Genomic DNA, 26,474 nt, shown 5'->3' with positions numbered 1-26,474 from the left:
ATATTATGCGCTGCTTTAACCTTAACTATGGTTCACAAAATTTTCTTTTATGAAAAAACTTATATTTTCAATAATATCCTGCCTGTTATTATTGACCGCGGGGCTTAAGCCTTCTCCCCAGCCGGTATCTTGCACCTGTATTCCTGCGACATAGATCTTTGTCTTTAACCCCAGCTTCCTGCTGAGCTCAAACAAACTGGTCAAATTAAGCTCGTGCGTAGATGAATTGCAATCTTCTGTATTATAGCATATATCCTGCAGGTCAAATATTTTCAACTCTCCGGGCAGCAGGCCGGCATCAATGCCATCTATAAGCAAAACAGCCTTATAATCTTTTATCTTGTTAACCAGGTTGAAGCTCGCCGTACCAAAATTAAGATAGTCAACATTCTCTTCTCTATAAAACTGAAGGAGAGATTCTAGAACCACGATTCCGATTCCGTCATCTCTCCTTAAAGTATTACCCAATCCTATTACAGAAAAAACTTTAGACAAATTTGACATCTAAAAGATGTGTTGCGCAGGATATACACGGGTCATATGCCCTGGCAAGCATCTCAAGGTCTAATGTGATCTCTTCCTGCGTTTTTTTACCCAGAAGCTCAGGGACTAATTTAGCCATATCATCTTCTAAATTACCCATATTCTGATTTGTCGGAATAACGCAATTAGCCGCGGTAATATGTCCGGTATCATCAATGGTATATTCATGGAATAAAGACCCTCGCGGCACTTCCACACAGGCAGCCCCGGTATTAGGCTTGTATTTTATCTTATCAAGCTCGCTCCTCTTCGGCCATGAAGGGACAACCACTTTATTTTCGTTTATGCCGTCCTTTAATATCTTCTCCATTATTATTATGGATTCTTCCAGGCAGTGCACCCATTCTACTAACTGCGCTGCAGTATTAAGGTAAGGATTATGGCAAGGCGCTTTTAACCCAAGCTCCCTGGCGGCTTCTTTGGCTTTTTTATTTAGCTTATCAGAATTATTATTGAACCTGGAGAGCGCACCTACGGCATAAGACTTTCCGTTTATCGTAGAAACCTTGGCCCGGGAATAATCTTTCACCTGCTCGCTGAATAACTTCCGGTAATCCCTGACTTTTGTTTTAGAGCCTTTGTTTACTACCAGGTCACCGTCATACATCGCATATTCTTCATTAGAAGAAAGAGACATATACTGCGTGGGCCTCTGAAATTCAGGGAACTTAAGGGTTTTGATTATTTTTATAGTCTGCTCGGTATCCTTACGCGCATCAAGCATCATTTTGTATAGTTTTTCAAGACCTTCCTGGGAAGGCAGTTGTGTAAGGCCTCCTATAACGTAACTTATCGGATGGATATGCCTGCCTGCTAAGACTTCTCCGGCATAATCACTCATCCTTTTCATACGTAAAGCCATTTCTATAACCGGCCGATGGGTCTTAACCAGCGGCACTATACTTTTAACCCCAAGCAGGTCAGGAGCGACGAGTATATAAATATGCAGGATATGGCTGTCCATCTGCTCTGCATAGAGCAATAATTTGCGCAACATGATTGTTTCTTCCGAAGGTTTAATGCCCAATGCGTCCTCTCCTGCCTTTACGCTTGCAAGGCTATGCCCGCAGGCGCAGATACCGCAGATACGGCTGGTAAGATGCTGTGCTTCCCAAATAGACCTCTTGACCAGCATGGACTCAAAAAACCTGGGGGATTCAATAACCTGGAATTCGCATTTGGTAAGTTTACCGTCTTTTACATCAACTACGATATTGCCATGCCCTTCTACCCTTGTCAGGTAATGCACATCTACTTTTACATTCTTGGAATCTATTTTATTTGAACTCTTTGTCATATTTCTCCCCCATTGAATCATTATAAAGTGTAAAACTCTGCAAAATATCATCTACCTTAAGGCCGTATTTTGATAATATGTCTTTTGCTGCGTCAACAGCCGGGCTGTCTACTAACCCTCTGCAGCCATAACACCTGTTCCCATTATTAATACACCATGAATTACACCCTGCCCTGGTGACCGGACCCATACACTCCTGATCCTTTTCATAACGGCAGACGTTTTCATTCATTTTGCACTCCACACAGACAGGATAATTGGGTAAAACATACGGTTTACCCATAAGAATACATTTTAAAACAGTCACGATTTCAGGTATATACGGCACGCAACCGTGAATAAAATAATCTACTTTGATCACCTCATGTAAGGGCATATTTTTTATAGTGTTTACAGTATCAGCCTTATCTCCGTAGACCCTATCCTTGGCAACTTCAAGTGGAAATCTGTTTTTGATACCGTTTACTCCGCCGATAGTAGCACAGGCGCCAAAAGCTACCACGATTTTTGCTTTTTCTCTGATTTTTTTGATCCTTTTTACGTCGTTGTCAGTAGAAATGCTGCCTTCAACGAAAGCAACATCATAATCCTCTCCTGCCTCAGACATAACTTCACGGAAATTGACGATATCAACCAGTTCCATGATATCCAGCAGGGTTTGTCCTGTATTGGCTATCTGAAGCTGGCAACCTTCACAATCCGTAAAATCAAAAAAAGCAACTTTCGGCTTAGATTGCTTTTTCATGGCATTCTCCTTTAAAGTCTCTTAATTGATTATAATTAAAAACCGGGCCGGACTGGCAGACATAAACTCCCTCTATCTGACAATGCCCGCATTTACCCAAACCGCAACGCATCCTTCTCTCCAAAGAAACTACAATCTGATGATCAGGTATATTTTTTTCTAAAAGCTTAACGATTACGAATTTGTACATAATCGGAGGACCGACTACGACAGCATAAGTCTTAGACGGATTTATATCTACTCCCGGTATCAGCGTAGTTATCAAACCGACGTTGCCTTTCCATTCAGGATCAGCCTTATCAACGGTGCAATTAAATTTTATCTCTGCTCTCTTCATCCACTCTTTGGCCTCTTCTTTAAAAAGCATTTCCTTGGGAGTTTTGCATCCAAGCAAAATCTGCACGTTGCCAAAATCATTCCTATTATGCATTATATACCTTATTAACGACCTGAGTGGCACTATGCCTATACCCCCGCCTACAACCACTAAATCATATCCAAACATGTTATCTACCGGGAAACCTTTGCCAAAAGGGCCTCTTATGCCGACCATGTCACCTTTATTAAGCTTATGCAGTTTGTCGGTAAAAACCCCTACATTCCTGACAGTAAGGTCAAAATACCCTTTATCGGTAGGAGAAGAGCATACCGATATCGGTGCCTCTCCATACCCGAATATGGAAACCATAACAAATTGGCCCGGGTCATGTGCCAGGTTAATCTTACCTTCAAGTTCAATACGGAAGAACTTCTCTTTATCCGTAAGCATTTCTGCTTCGATAATCCGGCCCTTCATAGGCTTGTAAGGAGAAGTCTTCATCTTTTCCAGAAGAATTTCTTTATCAATCATAGCATATGCTCCTTTTATTCGATATCTTTAGCGCTTAGAATTGAATTTACAGTCTCTACCAGGTTTATATCCGCCATGCATGTCCTGGTGCACCTTCCGCATCCAACACAAAAATACCGGTTAAATTTATCAACCGGATATTTAAATTTTCTGTAATATCTGTGCCTCTGCCTTGAATCCCTGCCCTTGCGAAAATCTTCTCCGCCGGCTACTTTGGCGAAATCATCCATCTGGCATGAATTCCATACGCGATAGCGGGTCCCGCTGGCAAGAGAAAGCTCCATATCATCCATGACATCAAAACAATAACAGGTAGGGCATACTGCGGTGCAATTACCGCAGGCAACACAACGCCTGCCTACATCTTTCCATACACCTGAAGCAAAATTATTCCCGAATGCTTCATGCACCTTCTGCAGGGAAGAGATAAACTCTTCTTTAAAAACTTTCTTTTTAGCTTCCCTTACCCGCTCAAGCTGGCTCATCTCTTTCTCATCTGCTTCTTTGATATAGCCTAGCCCGGAAACAAGCTTTTCACCCTTCTCGGAATTGACGTGGAGTATAAAATTATCACCGAGGTCAACCATCATCAAATCATAACCGCCTCTTGGAACATGCGTTCCCATTGATGTGCAATTGGCGTATTTATCGCAATATTCTAAACATTCAATGCCTATTATAATCATCTTATCTTTTCTATTAAGATAATTCGGATCCTCCGGAGACTCCCTGAAGACAACATCCATACACTGGATACCTGCGATATCACAGGTATGCACGCCAAAGAGGATAAACTCTTCAAACTCAGATATTGCCTTAGATGTTTTGAAAGGGTTTACTCCAAATTTAAATAATTTTTCTTTCTGAGGAAAATAGTACTTCTTAGGAGGTAAAATTGTGGGGATGTATTTAAGGGATATATCATTGATATCTTTAACCGGCCTAAAAACAAACTGGTTTTCTTTCTTCTTGGGCGCATATAACTTAGCTTTCTTTTTAAGATGGGTAATCCAGGTATTTAAATCATCCTTTTTTATAGAACCGTACTTCACCTTTATCCTCCGATTTGATTAATTCTTATGATTTAAACAAAATCCAGCCTGTTAATCTCTAATTCCGGGCCAAACGGCACTCTTTTGATATCAATCTCCAAATCTTCCCATTTTGTCCCTGAAGAGGCAATTCTATAATGCTCCATAAAATGCTCTCTGCTTAAGCCGGAAAACTGGGAGATCGATAGGTATATTTTTTTAATCTTTTTATGAGAAGTGTCTTCTTCTTTCTCCAGAAACTGAAAAATATTCTTCAAAAGGTGCGATTCATGCATATAAATTTATTTTCCTTATTTTTCAGAAGTTTATACGGTATGATCGGCAGAAATGCGGGAGAGCTGCCCAACCTAAGAACTTCGATATTATTATTGTACTTAATATATGACTTATGTCAAGACGGTTTTAAAGGCGCCTTAAGAGGCGGGATTGCTGAGCTTTGCCCTTACAAGGTCGCTTACCAGTTTATTGTCGGCCCTGCCCTGGGACTTCTCAATCACTTCTTTCATCACTCTACCCATATCCTTTAAAGAAACTGCACCGAGCGCACTGACCGTCTCATCGACTATTTTTTTAAGCTCCTCTGCTGCCAGTTCCTGAGGAAGATAGGACTTTAGGAGGTCAAGCTCTGCGCTTTCTTTTTCGACTAAATCCTGGCGCATGCCTTTCTTAAACTGCTCAATGGAATCCTCAAGCTTTTTTATCTGTTTTTTTATGACTATAACCACCTCATTATCATCAAGGACATCTTTTTTCTTGTCTATGGCTATATTCTTAAGCTGGGAACGAAGATAACTAAGAGCGCTGCTTCTGGGCGCATCCTTTTTCTTTAAAGCATCTTTATAATCGTTGAGTATCTTCTCTTCTAATAACATTGTATTCTCCTCTATTTTTTTATCTCGGTTAATTACTAAAAAGAAACGTATTTGCGGAATAACCGGGCCCTCTTATCAAGGTCTGCCCTGGAGATATTGGCTGTCTTATCTACGCCGAAACCTTCCACACTGAACGAAGCAGCGATGGTCCCGTAGACAATGGCATTTTTTACGGCTTTTTCGTTTATTCTTTTTGCTTTGGCTAAATAACCCATAAACCCTCCGGCAAAGGTATCTCCAGCGCCTGTCGGATCAATGACTTTATTCGTAGGATATGCCGGAAGCGAAAATATAAATTTATCACAATAGAACAACACGCCATGTTCCCCCTTTTTTATCAAGACCATTCTAGGGCCCATAGACCTTAATCCCTTGGCAGCCTTAACCAGATTATAATCGCCTGACAGATCCCTCGCTTCCTGGTCATTAGCTACAAATATATCCACGCTTTTTAACAACCTGACCAAAGAACGCTTTTTATTGTTTATCCAGTAATTCATGCTATCTAAGGCTGTGAGCCTCGGAGAATGCATATGGCTCAATAAATGCCTCTGTAAATCAGGGTCGATGTTTGCCAGAAAGACATTTTTTATCTTTCTCTGTTCGGAAGAAACGCGGGGCTTAAAAGCTGAAAGCACGCCCAACTCGGTGCTCAAGGTTAAGGCAGAGTTTAAATCTCCTTTATATTCTCCGGACCATTTAAACGTCGGGCCGTAGCTCTTAATCAAAGATGTCAGAACAATTCCTTTCCTGTTCAAGAAATTCATATACTTGTCCGGGAAGTCGTCTCCGACTACCGCGACCATATTCACGCGGGTAAACAGGCGCGCTGACATAGAAAAATGGACAGCTGAGCCTCCGAGCATATGCTTACGCAGGCCCGCAGGAGTCTTTACTGTATCCAAAGCTACTGTACCTAATACTAATACGCTCATTTTATATACATTAAGACGACGATTGAAAGAATTATACAATAATATCCGAAATAATGCAATTTATCCTTGATTAATACCCTCTTGAGCAGCCAAAGCGAAGCTATCCCGCAAATAAAACTGAAGAAGAGCCCGGCACACATACTTAAGGCATCACCTTTGATCCCAAATTCAACTTCTTTAAACTCCAATATAAAAGCTCCCAGAATAGCAGGTATAGAAGCCAGAAAAGAAAAACTGAAAGCGGCCTTCCTGTCTATTCCTCTAAATAATAAAGCAGAGATTGTTGAGCCCGAACGTGAAATACCGGGTATTATAGCTATCCCCTGCACTATGCCCATCAGTAAAGAATCTTTTTTGGATATCGAATCCCTTTTTATGCCTGTGTTAATAAATTTAGTTAGCACAAGCATAATCCCGGTTACAAAAAGGCTTATTCCTACCGGTTTTATATCGTTAAACAGGCTTTCAAAAAAGTCCTTTGCAGATAAAGCAATTATCCCTGTCGCGGCAGTTACAATTATAATCAGCAGGATCTTTTGCCTGTCCCTTAAGGCCCCGATTATCTCCTTATAGAAGAAAACAACGAGAGAAAGCAGCGTGCCAAGATGCAGGATTAAAGCTATTGCCAGCTCTTTCTCAGAAACACCGAATATATGCTGTAATATCACCAGATGCCCTGAACTGCTTACCGGTAAAAACTCTGTCACCCCCTGGATTACCCCTAGGATTATAAACTTTAACATAAAAACTGCCTCCGTGAAGTTATAAAATCATTTACCGCCGAAAACTTTTCTTAGCCCGGCTTCAACTATATCTGAATCCCAGTTATTCTCCAAAAGTTCATCTTTTATCCGGGCTTCAGATACACCATCATGCTTTTTTCGCGATATATACGTAACAAGAATCCCTAAATTATAACTCTGAATTTTATCTAAAGCTAACTCAATATTTTTTTCTTCGGCGTTTCTGTTAAAGATGAAAGCTGCCAAGGCGAAAATGAAAGGTATGGCTAAAACAAATACTGAACTAGCCGCAAGCAGAAAAGAGCTCCTGCCTAAGATATATGCTGAGACGCCAAAGAAGACATCAATTAAGTAATGCGCAATTATAACAGTCAGCAACCCATACCTGACATACACAAACCCTAAGAACAAGCCGATAATAGTCACCTCTATGCCTCTAAACCAAACAGGGAATATCGGATAACTTGCATGGCCAAAACCCCAGAATACTGAAGTTACCAAAATAGCCAACGGGATGCTGCGGACATACCTGTTAACCCAATTTATGCCGAATAAACGGAATGCTATCTCTTCATTAAGGCCTGCGCTTATGCCGATTATAAAAGCGCTCAAAAAAGGTATATAGGCATTTGAGAACCGGGTAAGGCTGTTCCACTCCTGCCAAACCCCCATGTACCTCTGCCCAAGAAAAAACAAAACAGCCTGGGCGCCGAGTATTATCAGAAAAATCAAATAACCGAACATTACCGAAGCACAAACATCCCTGGATAAAAATGTAGTCTTTAGGTAATAATACAGGGAAGTAGATTTATTTAAACTGTTATCTTCGTTTTTTAGCGCTTCTCCTGCCAGGCCGGGGAAAATAAACAATATGCTGATTATAAAAATAAAGATAACCGATCTGGATATAGCAAGCCAAAGATAAGATAATATACTTACGCTTGTATCGTAATCCATCAATATGACCTGGAAATTATTGGCGGTATTAATCAAATGCAATCCTGCCAGGACAAGGGCGATATATATGTACAGCTTCTTTGTTGAGCGCACAACAACTGTATGTTTCTTCCTAACAACTGTATATACGGAAAAAATAAGGAATATAACTAGAAGGATAAAGGAGAAACTTGATAAATGCTGGCCGAATAAAAGCTGCCTCTGGATGTAACGCTGGAATTTCTCCGGTATCTCCAGGCCTTTCACGGAGAACTCACGGACTTCTTTCCCAGAGATGGTTACTCCCGTTATCAGTTTTGCGCCACCCTCGTCATTGGACCAGGGGATATAAACTCCTGACTTTTCCCAGGAATAGATATAATCATGGCGGGCGTCATATTTCTTAACCTCCGCTTTATGTATATCGTATGCACCTAAATCTATCTGGTAATGTTCTTTTAGAAAATTTTCAGCTATGCGCTTTGAATCATCGCTCCCTAAATCAGCTCTCGGCTCGATATCTTCGATCTGGTGCCTGAATCCGATAATCTGCCCGGTTTTAGAACTTAGTTTTACATCAAATTCTTCTTTCTGGAACTCTTTGAAGAATCTGACTGTCCAATAAAAAAGGTCGTACCCTTCCTTCTCTATGAAATCTTTCCTATTATTGAACCCGATGGTTTTCTGCAGATAACGGTCGGCCCACCTGTCGTAATTAAAGGCAACCGAAGTGGAATAATGTTCCGGATTGACACCCTCTGAACGCAGGTAGGATTCAGCGATTGATACTGCCTGTGTTTTATCTACGGAAAGGTCGACTAAGACAAACCGCGGATAAGAAAATTTATACCAGGCAAAAAATAAAACTACCGCAAGCGCCAGAAATACGACAAAAGACTTTATGGATATTTTCATTATGTTAGTTATGCGCGTTAATAAAAGACTCCATCGCTTTGGGCACGGGGGCGGTTGCTTTTATGTGCCTGCCGGTTACCGGATGCACGAATTCAAGAGATGATGCATGCAGGCAAAGTCTGTTAGCCTTTATTTTAAAATCCTTTCCAAAAGCGTATTTTCTTTCTCCAAGGACCGGATGATTTATCCGTTTAAAGTGTATCCTTATCTGGTTCTTCCTGCCTGTTAAAGGATAAACCTGGACTATATCATAACCGTTTCTGTGCTCTTTAACCCGGTAATCGGTAACAGCACTCTGGCTATCAACGGGAAAACTTATCCTGCCCTGAGGCCTGGATAAATTCCCGCTTACCAAAGCAAGATAAGCCTTCTTTATCTTTCTTTCCTTAAAAATCCGCATTATTTTAGACTGGGTAGATTTTCCTTTTGCGTAAATCAATAAGCCGGAGGTCTCCTTATCAAGCCTGTGGCATGGATGCAGGCGATAGGCCTTATTCTTGTTTAGCGCATCTTTATTCAGTATATCAGTAGCGGTATTATTTATTTTACCGGGAGCAGGGATAGTGAGCATCCCTGATGGCTTGTTTATAATCAATAGCCAATCGTCCTCGTATACAACCTCTATGTTCATTTTACACCTGATGTATCAAGCCATTTACAAAAATCACAGTTTTTATTTACTTCCGGGATGGCAGAAGCAAGCGTATTTACGGCGCTATGGAAAATATCTTCAGCCCTCTCGGGGTCAGTTTTAAGTTCTTTTAGAATAAAATCAAAACTCACTTCTTTTAAAGAACCTATCTTCTCTGGTATATAATAAACAATATAGGCTGTCCTGTTTGTCGGCAAATTATTTTGTTCAAGGAGGAAAGTATAGGCATCCATTTGAAGCTGATAAGACCGGTGGACCTCTTGAGGCGCGCTGCCCCTTGTCTTATGGTCTAATACCGCATATTTACCATCGTCCAGATGTATGCATTCATCCAAATATCCGCCCAATTTTGCCTCAAGCTCAGGGTCATAAAAATCCAACCAGCCCTTCTTAGGCATATCCAGCATTAATTTCCCCGGTATTTTGCCTGATAAAAACGGCGGGAGGTTTCCATTTTTCCTGAATGTATCAAAGTATGCCTTAAGGACCCTGTCTAACCCGCTGGCAATAGAAGCCACAGGAGGCCCCGGCCTTTTTATATTTTTATTTACATAAAGCCAGAAACATCTCGGACAATCAACGAACAGGTTAAGGCTGGAAGGAGAAAGTTTAAGCATTACTAGATTATTTCGAGCATTTTATCAATTGCCTTCTTTGCGCGCATTCTTATAACATCAGGCACCTTTACTTCTGTCTGCAACTCTTCCAAAGCCCAAAGTATCTTCTCCTGAGTGGTCCTCTTCATATTAGGGCAGACTGCCCGCTCTGAAGCAGGATAAAATTCCTTATTGGGGTTATCCTGTTTTAAACGGTAAATTAAACCGACTTCCGTGCCTATAATAAACTCTTTAGCATCGCTATCTTTTGCAAATTTAGCCATCTGGCTCGTTGATAACACAGCATCTGCCAGGTCAACCACAGAAGGCAGGCATTCAGGATGAACTATGACCTTGGCTTTAGGATGGAATTTCTTTTCTCTTGTGATATCTTCCGGCATGATCTTTACATGAGTGGGACAGAAACCATTCCAGGATATAAGTTTTTTCCCTGTTTTCCTTGAGACATAATCGGTGAGGCATTTATCAGGCACAAAAATAATATCTTTCTTATCCTTGAAGGCGTTTACAACGGCAATAGCGTTTGTGGATGTACTGCAAACATCAAGCTCGGCTTTAACTTCTGCGGATGTATTAACATAGCCTATTACTACTGCGCCAGGATGCTTTTCTTTTAGCTTTCTTAAATCCTGCGCGGTCAGCATATTTGCCATCGGGCAGCCCGCATTAATATCAGGCACGATCACTTTTTTATCCGGGCAAAGGATAGATGCTGTTTCAGCCATGAAATGGACCCCGCAAAAAATTATCACTTCGGCATCAGTCTTTGCCGCAGCCCTGCTTAATTCCAGGGAATCCCCTCTTATATCAGCGACATCCTGGACTTCGGGCAACTGATAGTTGTGGGCCAGAATAACCGCATTACGCTTCTTCTTTAAATCCTTTATTTTCTTCTGAAGGTCATTTCTAAAACTTATTTTGCTCATTTTTCCTTTCTCTCCTGAATGCAATCTATAATCCCGCCGCCTAAAACAGTATCCTTGTCATAAAAAACAGCCGACTGCCCGCAAGTAACGGCAAACTGCGCTTTTTTAAAAGCTACTCTTATTTTTTCACCCATAGGATAGATATCCGCAGGAGCCTCTTTGTGATTATACCTTATCTTGACTTTTGCAGCAATCTTCTTTTCCGGGAAATCGGCTATAAAATGGCATTCTTTCACCATAAAAGACTTGCTTAAAGCCTGGGCTTTTGGCCCGATTATTATCCTGTTAGTTTTGGCTTCGATGCCAATTATATATGCAGGGTAACCTAAAGCAATCCCTAAACCCTGCCTTTGGCCTATAGTATAATAGGCTATACCCCTATGTCTGCCCAATATGTTACCTTTGCCATCTATAATATCCCCTGTGGCATCGCCTTTAATTTTCCCCTTTATAAAAACTCTGTAATCATCATCCGGTAAAAAGCATATCTCCTGGCTCCCTGCCTTATCAGCAACAGCTAAACCAAAATCTCTAGCCAAGCTTCTTACTTCCTGTTTTGTATAGCCCCCCAAAGGGAATAATATGTGTTTTAATTGCGCCTGATTCAATCGATAGAGAAAATAAGACTGATCTTTATTCTTATCTTTGCCTTTTCTTAGCTTAAAGCTGACGGCTGACGGCTGACGGCTGGTGACTTTTTCGATGCGCGCATAATGCCCGGTAGCAAGATATTCTGCATCCAAAGAAAGTGCCTTCTTCAACAATATATCAAATTTAAGGAATTGATTACACCTGACGCAAGGATTAGGAGTCCTGCCTGCAGAATATTCCTGGATAAAATCATCAATAACGTATCTTTTCAAATACTTTTGCATATTAACAACGTAATGCCTGATCTTAAGCTTGTGTGCGACCCTTCTTGCATCCTCTATGCCTTCAATACCGCAGCATGGGATCCTGCGCCTCTTACCCTCTTCAGATAAATTGAAACACATTGTAAGGCCGATAACTTCATAGCCTTTGCCGCAAAGAAGGGCAGCAGCAACTGAAGAATCAACCCCCCCGCTCATGGCTACCACTACTCTTTTCTTCATCTTATATTATAAGTTAAATATCATCGATATAACGAAAATAGTCTTTCATCATCTCCAGCATTCCGTTTTTGCCGGTCGCGTAGTTATGCTCCGCATAGTGCTGCATCTCTAATATATCAAGGTGTTTATCCATGATATCTGCCTCCCGCAAAAAACGGGATACCTCGGTTATCACAGAACCTGCATTATCAAAATAATTCCTGGGGGCTCTGTCAATATGCGGTTTTAACAAAAACAGGTTCTCTTTTGCCCGGGTTGATGCGACATAAAACAATCTTCGTTCTTCCTCTATAGCTTCTTCGTCTTCAAGGCTTAAATAAGAAGGCAGGTGCCCTTCAGCAACGTAGATTATGAAAACAGTATGCCATTCAAGGCCTTTAGCAGAATGTATCGTGGACAAAGTAACTCCGGAATCATCTTTATCTCTTAAGCCTGCTTCTATTATGTTTCTCTCCGGAGGCTCGAGTGCTAAGTCTACAAGGAAATTCTCAAGCGAATCATACCTGGAAGCTATCCTTATTAAAGAATCCAAATCGCCTAACCTCTTATTAAAATCATCGTATTTCTCCTTAAGCAGCGGCTCATAATGCTTCATAAAAATACGTATAAGCTCCGCGGGTTTGGTCAAAGAGCAATCATCTAACCCGTGAAATATCTCAAAGAGCGCCCTAAGGTCTTCTATTTTCCTGGTAAACTTTGAATCTATCCCGGAATACTGTTTATGCACCAATATCTCATTAATAATCTGAGTAGCTGTCTTTGAGCCGACGCCTCTCATTAAAAGGAGTATTCTGTGCCAGCTTATTTCATCGCTTGCATTATGCATGATCCTCAGATACGAAACTATATCTTTTATATGCGCTGCCTCTACAAACTTCTGCCCTCCGTATTTAGCAAAAGGTATATCCCTTGAAGAAAGTTCTATCTCTAAATCGTTAGAATGCCATCCTGAACGGAACAATACAGCTATATCTTTAAGCTCTACGCCTTCTTCCCTTAGCTCAAGTATCTTATCGGCGATAAACTTTGATTGGCCGTTCTCATCTCTTGTCTCAATATAAACAGGCTTTGAGCCGCCTTTTCTCTTGGTGTAGAGGTTCTTTTCAAACCCTTCCTTAGAATAACGTATGACATCATTAGTAAGATTGAGTATCTTCTGTGTCGAACGGTAATTCTCTTCAAGGGTAATGATTTTGGCTTCCTTGAAGATCTTCGGGAAATCGAGTATATTCCTGAAATTGGCGCCTCTAAAAGAATAAATACTCTGCGCATCATCACCTACGACCATAATATTATGGTGCTCGCTTGCTAATAAACAGGCTATAAAAGCCTGCAGCTTATTTGTATCCTGGTACTCATCCACCATAATATATTTAAATCTTTTGGAAAGTTTGACACGGATATCTTCATTCTTAACAAGAAGGTCCCTGAAATATATCAGCAGATCGTCATAGTCCAGAAGGAATTTAGACGCCTTATATTTATTATAGCTGTCCCTGATATTTTTTATCTCCTCCGTCCATTCCATAAAATGAGGGTATTCTTCATATAGCACATCTTCAATCGGTTGTGCCTTATTAATGCTCTTTGAAATTATTTCATGAACGGCTTTTTTGCGCGGGAAACGCTTTTCTGTCTTATTGAGCCCCAGCTGCGCACGCATAAGATTGATGGCGTCTTCGGCATCAGATTGGTCTAATATGGTAAAGTTAGACGGCATACTCAGGAATTTGGCATACCTCCTGAGCATCAGGTTGGCGAAAGAATGAAAAGTCCCGCCTGAGACCCTCTGGCAACGGTTATCCAATAATAAACTTGCGCGCCTGAGCATCTCCTCAGCAGCCTTGCGCGTAAAAGTAAGCAAGAGTATCTCTTCCGGGCTTACCCCGTTTTCAACCAGATAGGCGACCCTATATACCAATACCCTTGTCTTGCCGCTGCCTGCTCCGGCTATAACCAGATACGGCCCCCGGGTAGACTCAACAGCCTGTAATTGGGCTTTATTTAACTCGCTGGAATAATCTATGACTTTAGCCATTTAAATTTTCCGGTGCTTAACTTAGAAGAGGGTTAAGAAACGACGGGCATTATTTCAAATAAGCTTTTGTTATCACTTGCCTGGTGATAGGCTTATTAGAGGCGTCTGTAGCTACATTCTCAATATTCTGGACAACATCATAACCTGAAATTACCTCGCCAAATATTGTATGGCGCATATTAAGCCATGGGGTCATGGCTGTGGTAATAAAAAACTGGCTCATATTTGTATTCGGCCCGGAATTAGCCATAGCGACCAACCCCGGCTTATCAAATGCAACATTAATACTCACTTCATCCGCAAAAGGCTTACCCCAGATAGAAACCCCTCCCATACCTGTACCTGTAGGGTCTCCTCCTTGTATCATAAAACCCTTGATGACCCGATGAAAGATTAAGCCGTTATAATATCCTTCTTCAACAAGCGTTCTAAAATTCTGGCATGCCTTAGGCGCTATATCAGGCATAAGTTTTATTTCAATCCTGCCTTGGTTGGTTTCTAATACCACGATATCTCCTCCTTCTGCAAAGCCGCGGGTGGCAAAAAAAGCTAAAGAAAGAATAGAAAAAAACAGCAGCTTTTTCATAGGGATATTATATCAGCGATAGATTGAAATGCAATTATTTATATAGTTCACAGTTCATGGTGTGCAGTTCACATAAATATTCTATGAACCGTAATCTGTGAACAGTGGACTAATCTACTTCTACCACTTAAATCTCACCCCTGCCTCAAATGACCTGCCGGGTTGAGGTATGCCTGCGATTTCCTGGTATTCGACATTGAGTAAGTTGGATACTTTAAAGAAGAGCTTGCAATTTCTGTTAATATCATAGCTAAAGGCTGTATTCATTATAAGCCAGCCGCGCCTTCCCGGTTTTTTCTTGTAGGTGAAACCGATTACCTGCTGGCCGAAATCAAAGCCGAAGATAGAATAGATATTTACCAAATGCCGCATATAATTAGGCCCGTATTTATACAAGAGACCATCATCCTGTATGCGCTTATTGATATAAGCATAGTTAGACTCAATCTTGACTAAATCATTTAACCTGGAATTAAAATAACTCTCTAATCCTGAAACCTGCGCATTGGAGATATTTTCAACCTGCCACTTAGCTTGGAGAGGCGAACGCTTAACCCAGTCTATAAAATCCTCTTCTTCCCTGAAAAAAACCTGCATCCCGGCCTGGTAAGCTCCGTTGTTAAAATCATATCCTAATTGATAATTAAGTGATTCCTCAGCCGAAAGCCCAGGGTTGCCAAGCGTCACAGGATCACTATAATAAAGTTCAGTAAATGAAGGTATGCGTGTGCTTTTCGATAATCCAAGCGAAAAAGAATTAATTTTATCAAGGATATAACGCATAGATATTGAACCGGTTGCAACTTCATCAAAACTATCATAATCGTCTATTCTTGCCGATAAGCCGAATAAAACATTTTCAAACAAATTGACACTGTCATCAAAAAATACGCTTTTATGCTGACGGTCGTGTTTACCGAGATTTGTTGAATTAATAATCTCCTGGCCGTATTCAAATCCCGCTCCCAACTTGCCTAAATTACGGGTTTCTTTCTGGAAATATATACCAGGCGTATACATATCCGTGCGGTGATGGTTGAGATAGTTACTCCGGGTATGAGTTTTATCAAGCTCAAATTTATCATAGTGCCTGCGCCATATTACATTAGGCCTTATTATTAATCCATCCATATCAAAGTCCGAGCCTGTATTTAATAAATAGGTTTTTGTCCACTCTTTTGATAAATATCCGCTATAAGGCGTATAAAAATCATAGGCGCCAAACTCTTTCTCCTGGTATCCCATAAAAAAATTAAACTTACCTCTATCAAAACCGTGTTTAGCGGATAAAGACGTAGTAAAGGCTTTACTATCCGTATCAGTATAAAATCCCGTAGATTCATCGCGTTGTAATGAAAACCTTATCCCTGAAGTATCATTCTTGCGGGAAAGGCTAAAAAGGCCGTAGCCGGATTGATAATTACCTATGGCAGACTCTAAAACCGTATGGTTAGCCTCTGGCTCTTTTATGTTTATATTTATTGCACCGCCAATTGCATCGGGGCCGTAAATAGAAGACCCGACTCCCGGGATTACTTCTATGCCCTGGATATCCTCTTTAGTGAGCGGGATATCGGAATTATGGTGCGCTGTCTGGGGGTCATTTATTCGCTGTCCATTTAAGAGCATTAAAACACCCTGGAATGTTGAGCCTCGCAAAGAAAAATCAGTTTGTACCGTTCCCAGAGGAGAACGGCTTTGAAGGTCTAAAGGCAGCTTTTGCAGTTCTTGGATGAAAGAGCCGAATAATGCTGTTTCTTGGGCATCCTGGCTCAGGGTGAAAGGATGCAGAAGGTGAACCCTGGATTTAGTAATTACAATGGGCTCAAGTTCCTGGCTGAAATCAGCCCGGGCATATGAACTGATAAACAACAAAATAAAACTAAAAAAAACCGCCCTTACTTTTAATTTCAGCATAAGAGCGATTATAAATTAGAGAAACCTAATTGTCAACTTATTATTTAAACTTGGTTTACAATCATCTACAATGTGTTATGTCTCCTGCCGTGACTTTCCTTATGATACCGCTATCCTCTCTTATCATAAGCGCGCCGTCGGAGTCAATATCAATTGCCTGGCCTTCTATATGCAGCCTGTAAGAATTAATCCTTATCCTCCTGTTCAATGTAGAGCTGAACTCACGCCAGCGCTCCAGCACCGGGGCGCTTGAGCCTTTCTGGAAAATTATGTAATTATGCTCTAACCTGGCGAGGACCTCCTGAAGCAGTTTGACCCGGTCAATCGGGCTTTTTTTATGCTCTTTTAACGAAGTAGCCGAAGCAATAAGGTCTTTTTTATCATTGTTTACATTTATACCTGCGCCGATAATTACAAAAGAAGTCTGGTCTGCTTCAGCATTCAATTCTGTTAATACACCGGAAACTTTTTTGTTTGCGATTAATACATCATTAGGCCACTTTATCTGGCAGGATAATCCGGTAATATTATGTATGGCTTCGCAAATACTCACTGCGGATAATAGGGTTATCACCGGTATTGCATTGGGGGAAATCTTGGGCCTTAAAATAACCGAGAGGTATATGCCTTTGAATTTTGGAGAAATCCAGCTTCTGCCAAGCCTGCCTCTTCCCTTGCTCTGCCCTTCCGCCAAAACAAGCGTCCCCTCTGGAGCGTTCTTCAGGCCAAGCTGGAGAGCTACTTCCATAGTGGAAGATAGATGATCAAAATAATATATCTTGCGGCCAATGAATTTAGTGTTAAGTCCCGAGGTTATTTCAGAGGCAAACAGCCTGTCGGGCAAAGAAACTAATTCATACCCTAAATGCGGTATAGCGACTATATCATATCCGGAGTTTCTTAAATCCTGGATATGTTTCCATAGGCCCTGGCGGCTTATTCCTAGATGATGGGCTATCTCTTCACCCGAGACATATCCAGACCTTCTTTTTAGCAAATTGACTATTTTATCCTGCATGATTATTTTTTCTCATAAAGAGGGGACATTGCGCGCAATTTTGCAGCAATTTTCGGCAGGTGCTCCAGAATATAATCAATGTCTTCTTCCTTGGTCCATCTTCCCAGAGTCAGCCTTATTGAACCGTGAGCTATTTCATGCGGTAACCCTATAGCCAATAGTACATGAGACGGCTCAAGTGAAGTAGAGGTACAGGCTGAACCGGTAGAAGCGGCAATCCCAAGCATGTCCAAGTTAAGCAGCATTGATTCGCCTTCAATGTATTTTATGGAGAAATTGACATTATTCGGTAACCGTTTTACATCATGCCCGTTAAGATATGATTCGGGTATCCTTTTGGGGATTTCTCTTATCAGTTTATCCCTTAATTTGGCCTGAAATTTTGCTTCTGCATTCATTTTACTGCTGCATAATTCTATGGCTTTGCCTAAACCGACTATGCCGGTTGTATTATGAGTAGAAGCACGCCTGCCATTTTCCTGGTCACCGCCATGCAAGAACCTGTTTATGCGCGTGCCTTTCCTAATATATAGCGCCCCCACGCCTTTTGGGCCATAAAATTTATGGGCTGACAACGATAACATATCTACTCCCAGATCATTGACATTAACCGGGATGTGGCCGACAGTCTGCACAGCATCGGTATGAAAACATATATTGTTCTCTTGAGCTATCCTGCCTATTTCAGCGACAGGCTGGATAGTGCCGATTTCATTATTTGCATGCATGACTGAAATCAATATCGTCTTATCAGTAATTGCTTTCTTGATATCTGACGGATCAAGTAAGCCGTATTTATCGACTTTTACATAAGTAACCTTGAACCCTCTTTTCTCCAGAAAACTGCAGCATTCAGTAATTGCGTGGTGTTCTATTGCGCTGGTTATAATATGGTTGCCCTTTTTTTCCAAGGCGTAGGCTACGCCTTCAATCGCATAATTGTCAGACTCGGTACCTCCGGAAGTAAAAACTATCTCTTCCGGTTTTGCGCCTAAGAAATCAGCCAAATCCCTGCGGCTTTTTTCTATAGCCTGCTTTGCTTCCTGCCCGAATGAATGTATGCTGGAAGGATTGCCAAACTTTTCAGAGAAATACGGCTTCATCGCCTCTACTACTTCATTGTCGGCCGGGGTGGTTGCTGCATAATCAAGATATGTTCTTTTCATAACTTATCCTTCTTTAAAACTGTATTCATGCTGCCGCTGCGATAACCCTCTAAATCAAGCGTTATGTAATTATAACCCAGCTTTTTAAATTTTCCTATCACTAAATCCCTTGATTTTAATAATCTCTGCAAATCCTCAAGCGGCACTTCAATCCTGCACTGACGGCCGTAGTCCCTGACTCTGTTCTGCCTAAAGCCAAGGCCTCTTATCAGGCTTTCGGCATACTCAATGCGTTTAAGTAATTTTGGAGTTATGTAATCGCCGTAAGGGATCCTGGATGCCAGGCAAGCAAAAGCCGGCTTATCCCATACATCCAGGCCAAGCATCTTAGATGCAGAACGGATATCGTCTTTAGTAAAGCCTGCTTCCTGCAGCGGAGAACGTATTCCCAGCTCTTTCTTAGCTACGCTTCCGGGACGGTAATCTTTTTTATCAGTCAGGTTACTTGCGTCTATAACAAATCTGGTATTATTCTTCTTAGCTAGTTTTAAGAGAAGCGAAAATAATTCTTTTTTACAAAAATAACACCTGTTCTTGGGGTTTGCGCTGAACCTGGGGTCCTTCAGCTCATTGGTCTTGATAATAATATGCCTGACTTTCAGCTTACGTGCGCTTTTTTTAGCAGACCTAAGTTCGTATTCGGGATAAGTTTCGGATTTTGCCGTCACCGCAATAAGGCTGGTGCCTAATACCTTCGAAGCAACCTTGAGTAAAAAAGTGCTATCGAGTCCGCCTGAATACGCAAGGAGCGCTGAATCCATGTCTTTGATTATTTTTTCTAATTTTTTAATTTTTGCAGCTATTGTTTGCATGGAAAGATAGAGGCCTTTTTATTTTATAACGGCTAAGCAAACCAAAGAAGAGAAAAACTTATATTGCGATTACTTCCTTTATTTCGGGGACTTCTTCTCTCAAGATCCTCTCAATACCCATCTTTAATGTCATTTGGCTCATCGGGCAGCACCCGCAGCTACCGGTCAATTTAAGCTTCACCACTCCGTCCTTTGTTACATCGATAAGCGCTACGTCTCCTCCGTCAGCAGCCAGCATCGGGCGCACTTTATTTAGAGCTTTCTCAACTTTTTCTTTCATCGGTTACCCCTTTTTAGCAGATGATTTCTAATATATCCTTTATCGGTTGCCCTGCATATATGCCTAATTTTGAAGCTTCGCTCGTGCAAGAATATACCTTAGATTTTAATACGTCATCAATATCTTCAACACCTTTGACAACCACTGCAGTATCCTTAAATTTCTCGGCGGCACCTAAGTCAAGATACCCGCACATAATATACCCACGGGAACCTCTTATCAGGACCAAGTTCTTGCTCTGGAGTTTTACTACCAGGGCATCGATATACTTTTTGCCGGCCCTTATCTTCTTTACCGTAACAGACATTTATTCCCCTGTTTTATCCGGAGCCGTTTTCAATGACAAAAATTGCATTTAGCGCAAAAAGGTTTGGCCATAACCTGATTAAACTTTTCTTACCCAGATAATACGCTTTAACAATCTTTATCTTTTTTTCCCGGCAATAGCCTTTAAAATCTGAGATGCTCAAAAATTTAAGGTTAGGGGTATCATACCAATGATAAGGAAGCGATTTGGTTATCGGCGCCTTGCCGCAGAAAAACATCATAAACCTAGATTTTATGAATGCAAAATTGGGGAAACCCACTATTACCTGCCTGCCTACACGCAATGCTTCATGGATGACATAGTCAGCTTTCTTAACCTGCTGTAAACTTTGATCAAGTATTACATAATCAAATGATTTATTCGGATATTCATGAAGACCGCTGTCTATATCGCCGTGAAAAACGCTTAAGCCTTTCTCTACGCACTTATGGATTGCCTCATAATCAAGCTCGATGCCCTGGACTGAAGCTCCTTTATCCCTGGATAAAAGATACATTAACTCTCCGTCCCCGCAGCCTAAATCCAAGACCTTCGCAGAGTCCTTGACTATGTCAAAAATAACCCTATGATCCAAAGAAGCTGATTTCAGTTTACTATCCTGCATTTTATTAACCGTTGTAAGTCTTTTTTAAGAAATGCTTGATCAAACGCGTTTGCTCTTCTATCTCCACTAAAAACGCATCATGGCCGTAAGTCGACTTTATCTCACAATATGTTGCATCCAGGCCCCTTGTCTTTAACTGGCGCACTATCTCCTGGGACTGGTAAGAAGGATAAAGCCAGTCGGATTTAAACGCTATGACAAGAAATCTTAAGTTAATTTTTTTATCCCGCGGGAACAATTTCCCTTGTGAAAGGTCAAAATAATCCATAGCCTTGGTTATATACAGATAGGAATTTGCATCAAATCTTTTTACAAAATTCTCTCCCCTGTATTTTAAATACCCCTCTACCTCGAAATCAGCTGTAAATTTAAAGCTATAATTCTTGTCCTTAAGGCGCCGGGAGAATTTCTCTTCCATTGACTGATCGCTCATATATGTTATATGGCCGATCATACGGGCAACAGCAAGGCCCCTGTCGGGCTCTGCCTTACCGTAATAATTGCCGTTATCCCAGTTCGGATCAGCCATCACAGACTGCCGGCCAACCTCATCAAAAGCTATTTGTTGTGGCGAATGTTTCAAGGCTGTAGCAATAGGTATTGACGAACATACATTCTCAGGGTATGAAGCAACCCACTGTAAGGCCTGCATCCCGCCCATAGACCCGCCTATGACACATAATAATTTTTTTATCCCCAGATGGTCAATCAGGTGCTTCTGGGCCTTTACCATATCTGCAATAGTTATTACCGGAAAATCCAGAGCATAGGGTTTCCCCGATTCAGGATTTATAGAGGACGGTCCTGTGCTGCCCTTGCATCCTCCGATTACATTAGAACAAATTACAAAGTATTTATCAGTATCAAGGGCTTTGCCTGGTCCGATCATCGCATCCCACCAGCCGGGTTCTTTATCGCCTTCATGAAAACCAGCGGCATGCGCGTCTCCCGAAAGGGCATGTGCGACTAATATGGCATTATCCGAATTTTGGCTAAGCTGGCCATAAGTTTCATATGCAAGAGTGATCGGACCCAATTTTTGTCCCGACTCAAGCTTAAGTTCATGGGGACTATCAGCGAATTCAAAATATTGTTCTTTAACTATTCCTAACCCTTTGCTCTTCATGTTAATTCAGAAATTCCTGGTATAACCAGGTAGACAAGTACCTTTCTCCTGTGTCCGGAAGGACGACTACGATAGTTTTACCTCTTGATTCCTGCCTTTTTGCAACCTCTAAAGCTGCCCACATAGCAGCTCCGCTTGAAATACCGACAAAAATCCCTTCTTTGCTGGCAAGTTCCTTTGCCACAAATGCCGCGTCTTCATGTCTTACCTTAATAATCTCATCAAGCAGCTTGACATTAAGTACCCCCGGGATGAAGCCGGCGCCAATACCCTGTATCTTATGCGGTCCGGGCTTGCCCCCGGATAATACCGGAGAATCAATAGGCTCAACGCCGATGATTTTTACCGACGGTTTCCTGCTTTTTAATACCTCGCCAACACCAGTTATTGTACCACCGGTCCCGATTCCTGCAACAAATATATCCAGGGCCCCTTGTGTATCTGACCATATTTCTTCAGCCGTGGTCTTTCTGTGTATGTCGGGATTAGCCGGATTATTAAACTGCTGCGGGACAAAGCTGTTCGGCATGCCTTTTGCGATCTCTTCGGCTTTATCCACTGCCCCCTTCATCCCCTTTGTGCCGTCTGTCAATACTAACTCTGCTCCAAGTATCTTTAGCAACTGGCGCCTTTCAACGCTCATAGTATCCGGCATAGTCAAAATCAACTTGTAGCCTTTGGCTGCGGCAACAAAAGCAAGCGCAATACCCGTATTGCCGCTTGTGGGCTCAACTATAACAGAGCCTTTTTTAAGCAGGCCTTTTTTCTCAGCTGCCTCTATCATAGCTACCCCGATTCTGTCTTTGACACTGGAAAGAGGGTTAAAAAACTCGAGCTTTGCTAAAACAGTGGCTCCTGTATTTTTTGTGATATTATTTATTTTTACCAAAGGAGTATTACCTACGGTTTCTGTGATATCATTAAATATTTTAGCCATTATTGTAACCTCCTAACTATATGCTCTATTTACTTTTATTTAAAGCCTGCTCTATGTCTTTGATAATATCGTCTATATTCTCGATGCCAATTGATAAGCGCACGAAATCAGGAGTTACTCCGGTATCTAACTGCTCCTGCTCGGATAATTGCTGATGTGTGGTAGTCGCAGGGTGTATCGCCAGGCTCTTGGCATCGCCGATATTGGCAAGATGGGAAACTAATTCAAGTGAATCAATAAATTTCTTTCCGGCGCTAGCTCCCCCCTTTATCCCAAAACCTATTATGGCACCGGCGCCCCTGGAGAGGTATTTCTTAACCCTTGCCTTTTCCGGGCTCGAATCTAATCCGGGATAATTAACCCAGGCCACCCTTGGGTGTTTCTCCAGGAATTTAGCTACCGCCAAGGCGTTCTCCGAATGCCTTATTATCCTGAGGTGTAAAGTCTCAAGCCCCTGCAAGAAAAGAAAAGCATTAAACGGCGACATGGCTGTACCTATATCTCTTAAAAGTGTAACCCTTGCCTTGATAATATATGCGATATTTCCGAGCGGCTTTAGGGCTTCTACAAAATTTATTCCGTGATAACTGGGGTCGGGCTCGGAAATCAGAGGGAACTTGCCGTTAGTCCAGTCGAATTTCCCCGAATCAACGATTACGCCGCCTATCGAGGTGCCGTGCCCGCCTATGAATTTGGTCGCGGAATATACCACTATATCTGTCCCGTAATCTATGGGTTTTAAAAGATATGGCGATACGGTATTATCCAAGACAAAAGGTACGCCATTCTTATGCGCTACCTTTGAAATACCTTCAAGGTCAGCTACATCCAGCTTTGGGTTGCCGATAGATTCTGCATAAATGGCCTTGGTTTTTGGAGTAATCGCTTTCTGAAAAGCATCTAAATCGTTTGATTTGACAAACCTCACCTTCACGCCAAGGCGCTGGAAAGTATAATGGAATAAGGTATATGTCCCTCCGTATAGATTATCTGCGGAAACGATCTCATCGCCTGCCTGAGCGATATTTAAGAGCGCCAGGGTAATAGCAGACTGCCCGCTTGAAACAGCTAAGGCTCCAACTCCCCCGTCAAGTAAAGCCATTCTCTTTTCTAAAACATCCGTTGTGGGGTTCATTAGGCGCGTATATATATTACCGAACTCCTTAAGGCCAAACAGATTTGCAGCATGTTCCGTGCTCTTGAATTGGTAAGACGTAGTTTGATATATGGGGACGGCTCGTGCACCGGTTGCGGGATCAGGCTCCTGTCCGCCGTGTAAAAGGATTGATTCTGCTTTCAATGTTTTGTCATTTTTACTCATTATTTCCTCCTATTTTTAAAATGCTTATTTTTTATTATCCCTCAAACAGTGGTAATTAACAATATTTTTTTAACCTGCATTGGAAAGGAAAACCAAGAATCAACCTTATCCTTATAAGCAAGAACAGAAAATACGCAGTATTTAAAATTACCGCTAAAAGTAACAGGCATATTTTTTATCTACCCTCCTTGTTGTATAATCAGCTCTTTAAGCCCGGATGTTTTTAAAAACACTTCTCTTCCCAACTCTTCGATTAATAATGCTAACCTTTGCCTCGGTTTAGCATTATCTTTAAAGAACCTTACAACTTTCTCAACTATTACCAGGACTTCGTCTTCGCTGAACAATCTATCCAGCTTAAAGCCTGTTCTGGGAGTACGGCCTCCGCAGCCTCCCAAATAAACCGCATAAGCAATACGCCGCTGGGATGATTTTAGATCCGCTTCTCCGTGAATGCCTATTTCACTGGCCTGCGGGCGGGTGCATGTATTAGGGCATCCGGAAATCGATATCTTAAATTTATGCGGCAAATCCATTGCACACCTTATGTTAAGCTCTTTCTCAATCCTGCCTGAAAGCGAAAAAGTATTAATAAGCGCGGATTTGCACCATTCTGTCCCCGGGCAGGTCGTTGTTGTCCTCAAGCGCGGCCCGGATGTCCCGGTATCTAAACTGGCTTTTTTTAATTCCGCCTCTACACTCTCAATATCCTCGAACCTGATGAAGGGGATTTCTAAGCCCTGCCTTGTCGTGGCATGTACAAAACCTTTGCCGAATTTAACGGCTATCTCGTTTATTTTATCTATCTGGTCTTTGGAATATACGCCATTAGACATACGGGTCCGTACGACAAAGAAACCATCCTGCCTCTGCCTAAGAAAACCTCGCCTCTTTAATCCATCGTAATCTATGTCCATCTACGCATTCTCCTTTTTCTTAACTCTTTTAGCGCCCATCTGGAAGCAGAAATGGTATCTTCGATATCTTTCTTGGAATGGGCAAATGAAATAAAATTGGCCTCAAATTCAGAAGGGGCAAAAAGCACTCCCTTTTTAAGCATAAGCTTATAAAACTCCCTGAATGTACTGCTATTTCTGAAGTTGAAACTAAACATACCGCCAAAATAAGGGATTCTTAAGTCAACTCCCTCGATACTGGCTATATCCTCAATATGGCTGGATAAAAAACGGGCCATCGTATCCAGCATCGGATATAGTCTTTTTAGTTTAGCCAGCGCGCTTAGGGAGCTAATGCCTGCCTGCATCACTATAGGATTGCCGGAAAATGTGGAAGCCTGATAAACCTTACCCTCCGGAGCAAGATTATCCATGATTTTAGCTGGGCCTGCATACGCTCCAATAGGAAGGCCTCCGCCAATTATCTTGCCAAGGCAGATCAAATCCGGCTTTATCCCAAAAGATTGCGCAACAGAACTAAAACTAAAACGAAAACCGGTGATAACTTCATCAAAAATCAAGACAGACCTATAAGCATCGGTTATACGCCTTAATTTTTGTAAAAAATTAATATCAGGTGGAATAACCCCATAATTTCCACCCACGGGTTCCACCAAAACCGCAGCGATCTTCACGCCGTGTTTCCTGAATATATTGTTCAAGGCATCCTCATCGCCTGCCTTGATGACAATAGTATCTTTTAAATAATTATCGGGTATGCCATTGCTAAAAGGTAATCTAAGAGTAGCCAAACCTGAGCCGCCTTTAGCAAGCAAATAATCAGCATGCCCATGATAAGAATTTGTGAATTTTACGACGATATCCCTCTTCGTAAAACCTCTTGCCAGCCTTACCGCCGACATTACCGCTTCGGTCCCGGAATTAACGAACCTCAGCTTTTCTGCGAAAGGAATTGCCTTCTTTATGATTCTTGCCAATTCTATTTCTCTGTCATTTGTGGTACCGAATCCAAAACCTTTATTAAGCGAATTTTTTACATCTCGTATAACCGGCTTATACTTGTGCCCCAGGATTATCGAGCCCCAATAAAGTAAATAATCTATATAACGCTTGCCCTTATAATCATATACCTTTGAACCGGCGCCACGCTTTATATATACCGGCTTTATCCCAATCTTATTAAAGCTGCGCACGGGGCTGTTAACTCCTCCGGCAAGAAACTCACCAGCTTTAGCCAGATATCTCAT

General features: G+C 41.6%; 28 protein-coding genes. All 28 read right to left on the bottom strand.

Annotated elements, in window-relative coordinates:
- Positions 1-21: 21 nt before the first annotated feature.
- Positions 22-504: a hydrogenase maturation protease gene (locus C4533_01155; GenBank protein RJP29628.1), complete on the bottom strand. Its 483-nt coding sequence runs from the start codon at positions 502-504 to the stop codon at positions 22-24.
- Positions 488-1,840, bottom strand: coding sequence for a Ni/Fe hydrogenase subunit alpha (locus tag C4533_01150; GenBank protein ID RJP29627.1), 1,353 nt, complete (start codon positions 1,838-1,840; stop codon positions 488-490). Before C4533_01150 ends, C4533_01155 begins: the two co-directional genes overlap by 17 nt.
- On the bottom strand, positions 1,821-2,585 hold the full coding sequence (locus C4533_01145) for a cytochrome B (protein RJP29626.1): 765 nt from the start codon (positions 2,583-2,585) through the stop codon (positions 1,821-1,823). The genes C4533_01150 and C4533_01145 overlap by 20 nt, the downstream gene beginning before the upstream one ends.
- The gene (locus tag C4533_01140) at positions 2,569-3,405 is read right to left on the bottom strand and encodes an oxidoreductase (protein ID RJP29845.1); all 837 of its coding nucleotides are present in this window, start codon (positions 3,403-3,405) and stop codon (positions 2,569-2,571) included. Before C4533_01140 ends, C4533_01145 begins: the two co-directional genes overlap by 17 nt.
- Before the next feature lie 44 nt (positions 3,406-3,449).
- Complete coding sequence (locus tag C4533_01135; GenBank protein ID RJP29625.1) at positions 3,450-4,487, bottom strand: Ni/Fe hydrogenase subunit beta; 1,038 nt, start codon at positions 4,485-4,487, stop codon at positions 3,450-3,452.
- A 32-nt stretch (positions 4,488-4,519) separates the two neighbouring features.
- Positions 4,520-4,762: a hypothetical protein gene (locus C4533_01130; GenBank protein ID RJP29624.1), complete on the bottom strand. Its 243-nt coding sequence runs from the start codon at positions 4,760-4,762 to the stop codon at positions 4,520-4,522.
- 138 nt (positions 4,763-4,900) lie between these two features.
- Positions 4,901-5,359, bottom strand: a complete 459-nt coding sequence (locus C4533_01125) for a GatB/YqeY domain-containing protein (GenBank protein RJP29623.1) — start codon at positions 5,357-5,359, stop codon at positions 4,901-4,903.
- A gap of 35 nt (positions 5,360-5,394) precedes the next feature.
- Positions 5,395-6,294, bottom strand: a complete 900-nt coding sequence (locus tag C4533_01120; GenBank protein ID RJP29622.1) for a sugar kinase — start codon at positions 6,292-6,294, stop codon at positions 5,395-5,397.
- Entirely contained in the window at positions 6,291-7,037 is a 747-nt protein-coding gene (locus C4533_01115; protein ID RJP29621.1) for an undecaprenyl-diphosphate phosphatase, read from the bottom strand. The genes C4533_01120 and C4533_01115 overlap by 4 nt, the downstream gene beginning before the upstream one ends.
- A 27-nt stretch (positions 7,038-7,064) precedes the next feature.
- The gene (locus C4533_01110; protein RJP29620.1) at positions 7,065-8,888 is read right to left on the bottom strand and encodes a CPBP family intramembrane metalloprotease; all 1,824 of its coding nucleotides are present in this window, start codon (positions 8,886-8,888) and stop codon (positions 7,065-7,067) included.
- 4 nt (positions 8,889-8,892) lie between these two features.
- The gene (locus C4533_01105; protein ID RJP29619.1) at positions 8,893-9,519 is read right to left on the bottom strand and encodes an RluA family pseudouridine synthase; all 627 of its coding nucleotides are present in this window, start codon (positions 9,517-9,519) and stop codon (positions 8,893-8,895) included.
- A complete protein-coding gene (locus C4533_01100) occupies positions 9,516-10,157 on the bottom strand; it encodes a hypothetical protein (GenBank protein RJP29618.1) in 642 nt (213 codons plus the stop codon). The genes C4533_01105 and C4533_01100 overlap by 4 nt, the downstream gene beginning before the upstream one ends.
- Positions 10,158-10,159: 2 nt before the next feature.
- Complete coding sequence (nadA, locus tag C4533_01095) at positions 10,160-11,083, bottom strand: quinolinate synthase NadA (protein RJP29617.1); 924 nt, start codon at positions 11,081-11,083, stop codon at positions 10,160-10,162.
- Positions 11,080-12,177, bottom strand: coding sequence for a tRNA 2-thiouridine(34) synthase MnmA (mnmA, locus tag C4533_01090; GenBank protein ID RJP29616.1), 1,098 nt, complete (start codon positions 12,175-12,177; stop codon positions 11,080-11,082). Before mnmA ends, nadA begins: the two co-directional genes overlap by 4 nt.
- Before the next feature lie 13 nt (positions 12,178-12,190).
- Entirely contained in the window at positions 12,191-14,215 is a 2,025-nt protein-coding gene (locus C4533_01085) for an ATP-dependent helicase (GenBank protein ID RJP29615.1), read from the bottom strand.
- Between the two features lie 49 nt (positions 14,216-14,264).
- Positions 14,265-14,801 carry a peptidylprolyl isomerase gene (locus tag C4533_01080; protein RJP29614.1) on the bottom strand — a complete coding sequence of 179 codons (537 nt, stop codon included), beginning with the start codon at positions 14,799-14,801 and terminating at the stop codon, positions 14,265-14,267.
- A gap of 120 nt (positions 14,802-14,921) precedes the next feature.
- Positions 14,922-16,718 carry a TonB-dependent receptor gene (locus tag C4533_01075; protein RJP29613.1) on the bottom strand — a complete coding sequence of 599 codons (1,797 nt, stop codon included), beginning with the start codon at positions 16,716-16,718 and terminating at the stop codon, positions 14,922-14,924.
- 61 nt (positions 16,719-16,779) lie between these two features.
- On the bottom strand, positions 16,780-17,736 hold the full coding sequence (locus C4533_01070; protein ID RJP29612.1) for a biotin--[acetyl-CoA-carboxylase] ligase: 957 nt from the start codon (positions 17,734-17,736) through the stop codon (positions 16,780-16,782).
- Between the two features lie 2 nt (positions 17,737-17,738).
- Positions 17,739-18,902, bottom strand: coding sequence for a cysteine desulfurase NifS (nifS, locus tag C4533_01065; GenBank protein ID RJP29611.1), 1,164 nt, complete (start codon positions 18,900-18,902; stop codon positions 17,739-17,741).
- Positions 18,899-19,705: an ATP-dependent sacrificial sulfur transferase LarE gene (gene larE, locus C4533_01060; GenBank protein ID RJP29844.1), complete on the bottom strand. Its 807-nt coding sequence runs from the start codon at positions 19,703-19,705 to the stop codon at positions 18,899-18,901. Before larE ends, nifS begins: the two co-directional genes overlap by 4 nt.
- A gap of 67 nt (positions 19,706-19,772) precedes the next feature.
- On the bottom strand, positions 19,773-19,994 hold the full coding sequence (locus C4533_01055; GenBank protein RJP29610.1) for a NifU family protein: 222 nt from the start codon (positions 19,992-19,994) through the stop codon (positions 19,773-19,775).
- 13 nt (positions 19,995-20,007) lie between these two features.
- A complete protein-coding gene (locus C4533_01050; GenBank protein RJP29609.1) occupies positions 20,008-20,301 on the bottom strand; it encodes a DUF1805 domain-containing protein in 294 nt (97 codons plus the stop codon).
- A gap of 13 nt (positions 20,302-20,314) precedes the next feature.
- Positions 20,315-20,926, bottom strand: coding sequence for a methionine biosynthesis protein MetW (metW, locus tag C4533_01045; GenBank protein ID RJP29608.1), 612 nt, complete (start codon positions 20,924-20,926; stop codon positions 20,315-20,317).
- Positions 20,927-20,930: 4 nt separating this feature from the next.
- Positions 20,931-22,052 (bottom strand): homoserine O-acetyltransferase, encoded by a 1,122-nt coding sequence (locus tag C4533_01040; GenBank protein RJP29607.1) that lies wholly within the window; start codon positions 22,050-22,052, stop codon positions 20,931-20,933.
- Position 22,053: 1 nt separating this feature from the next.
- A complete protein-coding gene (cysK, locus tag C4533_01035; GenBank protein RJP29606.1) occupies positions 22,054-22,989 on the bottom strand; it encodes a cysteine synthase A in 936 nt (311 codons plus the stop codon).
- Between the two features lie 25 nt (positions 22,990-23,014).
- Positions 23,015-24,310 carry an O-acetylhomoserine aminocarboxypropyltransferase/cysteine synthase gene (locus tag C4533_01030; GenBank protein RJP29605.1) on the bottom strand — a complete coding sequence of 432 codons (1,296 nt, stop codon included), beginning with the start codon at positions 24,308-24,310 and terminating at the stop codon, positions 23,015-23,017.
- Between the two features lie 179 nt (positions 24,311-24,489).
- Complete coding sequence (locus tag C4533_01025; protein ID RJP29604.1) at positions 24,490-25,227, bottom strand: hypothetical protein; 738 nt, start codon at positions 25,225-25,227, stop codon at positions 24,490-24,492.
- Positions 25,218-26,474 carry an aminotransferase class III-fold pyridoxal phosphate-dependent enzyme gene (locus tag C4533_01020; protein RJP29843.1) on the bottom strand — a complete coding sequence of 419 codons (1,257 nt, stop codon included), beginning with the start codon at positions 26,472-26,474 and terminating at the stop codon, positions 25,218-25,220. The genes C4533_01025 and C4533_01020 overlap by 10 nt, the downstream gene beginning before the upstream one ends.

This window comes from Candidatus Omnitrophota bacterium, assembly GCA_003598025.1.
GTDB lineage: Bacteria > Omnitrophota > Gorgyraeia > Gygaellales > Profunditerraquicolaceae > Profunditerraquicola.
This window is presented reverse-complemented; position numbering and strand designations above follow the sequence as displayed.

What these genes read in the sequence shown, in the direction of transcription:
- C4533_01155 (RJP29628.1), bottom strand. Translation starts at nt 504, where the DNA reads ATGTCAAATTTGTCTAAAGTTTTTTCTGTAATAGGATTGGGTAATACT.
- C4533_01150 (RJP29627.1), bottom strand. Translation starts at nt 1,840, where the DNA reads ATGACAAAGAGTTCAAATAAAATAGATTCCAAGAATGTAAAAGTAGAT.
- C4533_01145 (RJP29626.1), bottom strand. Translation starts at nt 2,585, where the DNA reads ATGAAAAAGCAATCTAAGCCGAAAGTTGCTTTTTTTGATTTTACGGAT.
- C4533_01140 (RJP29845.1), bottom strand. Translation starts at nt 3,405, where the DNA reads ATGAAGACTTCTCCTTACAAGCCTATGAAGGGCCGGATTATCGAAGCA.
- C4533_01130 (RJP29624.1), bottom strand. Translation starts at nt 4,762, where the DNA reads ATGCATGAATCGCACCTTTTGAAGAATATTTTTCAGTTTCTGGAGAAA.
- C4533_01125 (RJP29623.1), bottom strand. Translation starts at nt 5,359, where the DNA reads ATGTTATTAGAAGAGAAGATACTCAACGATTATAAAGATGCTTTAAAG.
- C4533_01120 (RJP29622.1), bottom strand. Translation starts at nt 6,294, where the DNA reads ATGAGCGTATTAGTATTAGGTACAGTAGCTTTGGATACAGTAAAGACT.
- C4533_01115 (RJP29621.1), bottom strand. Translation starts at nt 7,037, where the DNA reads ATGTTAAAGTTTATAATCCTAGGGGTAATCCAGGGGGTGACAGAGTTT.
- C4533_01110 (RJP29620.1), bottom strand. Translation starts at nt 8,888, where the DNA reads ATGAAAATATCCATAAAGTCTTTTGTCGTATTTCTGGCGCTTGCGGTA.
- C4533_01105 (RJP29619.1), bottom strand. Translation starts at nt 9,519, where the DNA reads ATGAACATAGAGGTTGTATACGAGGACGATTGGCTATTGATTATAAAC.
- C4533_01100 (RJP29618.1), bottom strand. Translation starts at nt 10,157, where the DNA reads ATGCTTAAACTTTCTCCTTCCAGCCTTAACCTGTTCGTTGATTGTCCG.
- nadA (RJP29617.1), bottom strand. Translation starts at nt 11,083, where the DNA reads ATGAGCAAAATAAGTTTTAGAAATGACCTTCAGAAGAAAATAAAGGAT.
- mnmA (RJP29616.1), bottom strand. Translation starts at nt 12,177, where the DNA reads ATGAAGAAAAGAGTAGTGGTAGCCATGAGCGGGGGGGTTGATTCTTCA.
- C4533_01085 (RJP29615.1), bottom strand. Translation starts at nt 14,215, where the DNA reads ATGGCTAAAGTCATAGATTATTCCAGCGAGTTAAATAAAGCCCAATTA.
- C4533_01080 (RJP29614.1), bottom strand. Translation starts at nt 14,801, where the DNA reads ATGAAAAAGCTGCTGTTTTTTTCTATTCTTTCTTTAGCTTTTTTTGCC.
- C4533_01075 (RJP29613.1), bottom strand. Translation starts at nt 16,718, where the DNA reads ATGCTGAAATTAAAAGTAAGGGCGGTTTTTTTTAGTTTTATTTTGTTG.
- C4533_01070 (RJP29612.1), bottom strand. Translation starts at nt 17,736, where the DNA reads ATGCAGGATAAAATAGTCAATTTGCTAAAAAGAAGGTCTGGATATGTC.
- nifS (RJP29611.1), bottom strand. Translation starts at nt 18,902, where the DNA reads ATGAAAAGAACATATCTTGATTATGCAGCAACCACCCCGGCCGACAAT.
- C4533_01055 (RJP29610.1), bottom strand. Translation starts at nt 19,994, where the DNA reads ATGAAAGAAAAAGTTGAGAAAGCTCTAAATAAAGTGCGCCCGATGCTG.
- C4533_01050 (RJP29609.1), bottom strand. Translation starts at nt 20,301, where the DNA reads ATGTCTGTTACGGTAAAGAAGATAAGGGCCGGCAAAAAGTATATCGAT.
- metW (RJP29608.1), bottom strand. Translation starts at nt 20,926, where the DNA reads ATGCAGGATAGTAAACTGAAATCAGCTTCTTTGGATCATAGGGTTATT.
- C4533_01040 (RJP29607.1), bottom strand. Translation starts at nt 22,052, where the DNA reads ATGAAGAGCAAAGGGTTAGGAATAGTTAAAGAACAATATTTTGAATTC.
- cysK (RJP29606.1), bottom strand. Translation starts at nt 22,989, where the DNA reads ATGGCTAAAATATTTAATGATATCACAGAAACCGTAGGTAATACTCCT.
- C4533_01030 (RJP29605.1), bottom strand. Translation starts at nt 24,310, where the DNA reads ATGAGTAAAAATGACAAAACATTGAAAGCAGAATCAATCCTTTTACAC.
- C4533_01025 (RJP29604.1), bottom strand. Translation starts at nt 25,227, where the DNA reads ATGGACATAGATTACGATGGATTAAAGAGGCGAGGTTTTCTTAGGCAG.
- C4533_01020 (RJP29843.1), bottom strand. Translation starts at nt 26,474, where the DNA reads ATGAGATATCTGGCTAAAGCTGGTGAGTTTCTTGCCGGAGGAGTTAAC.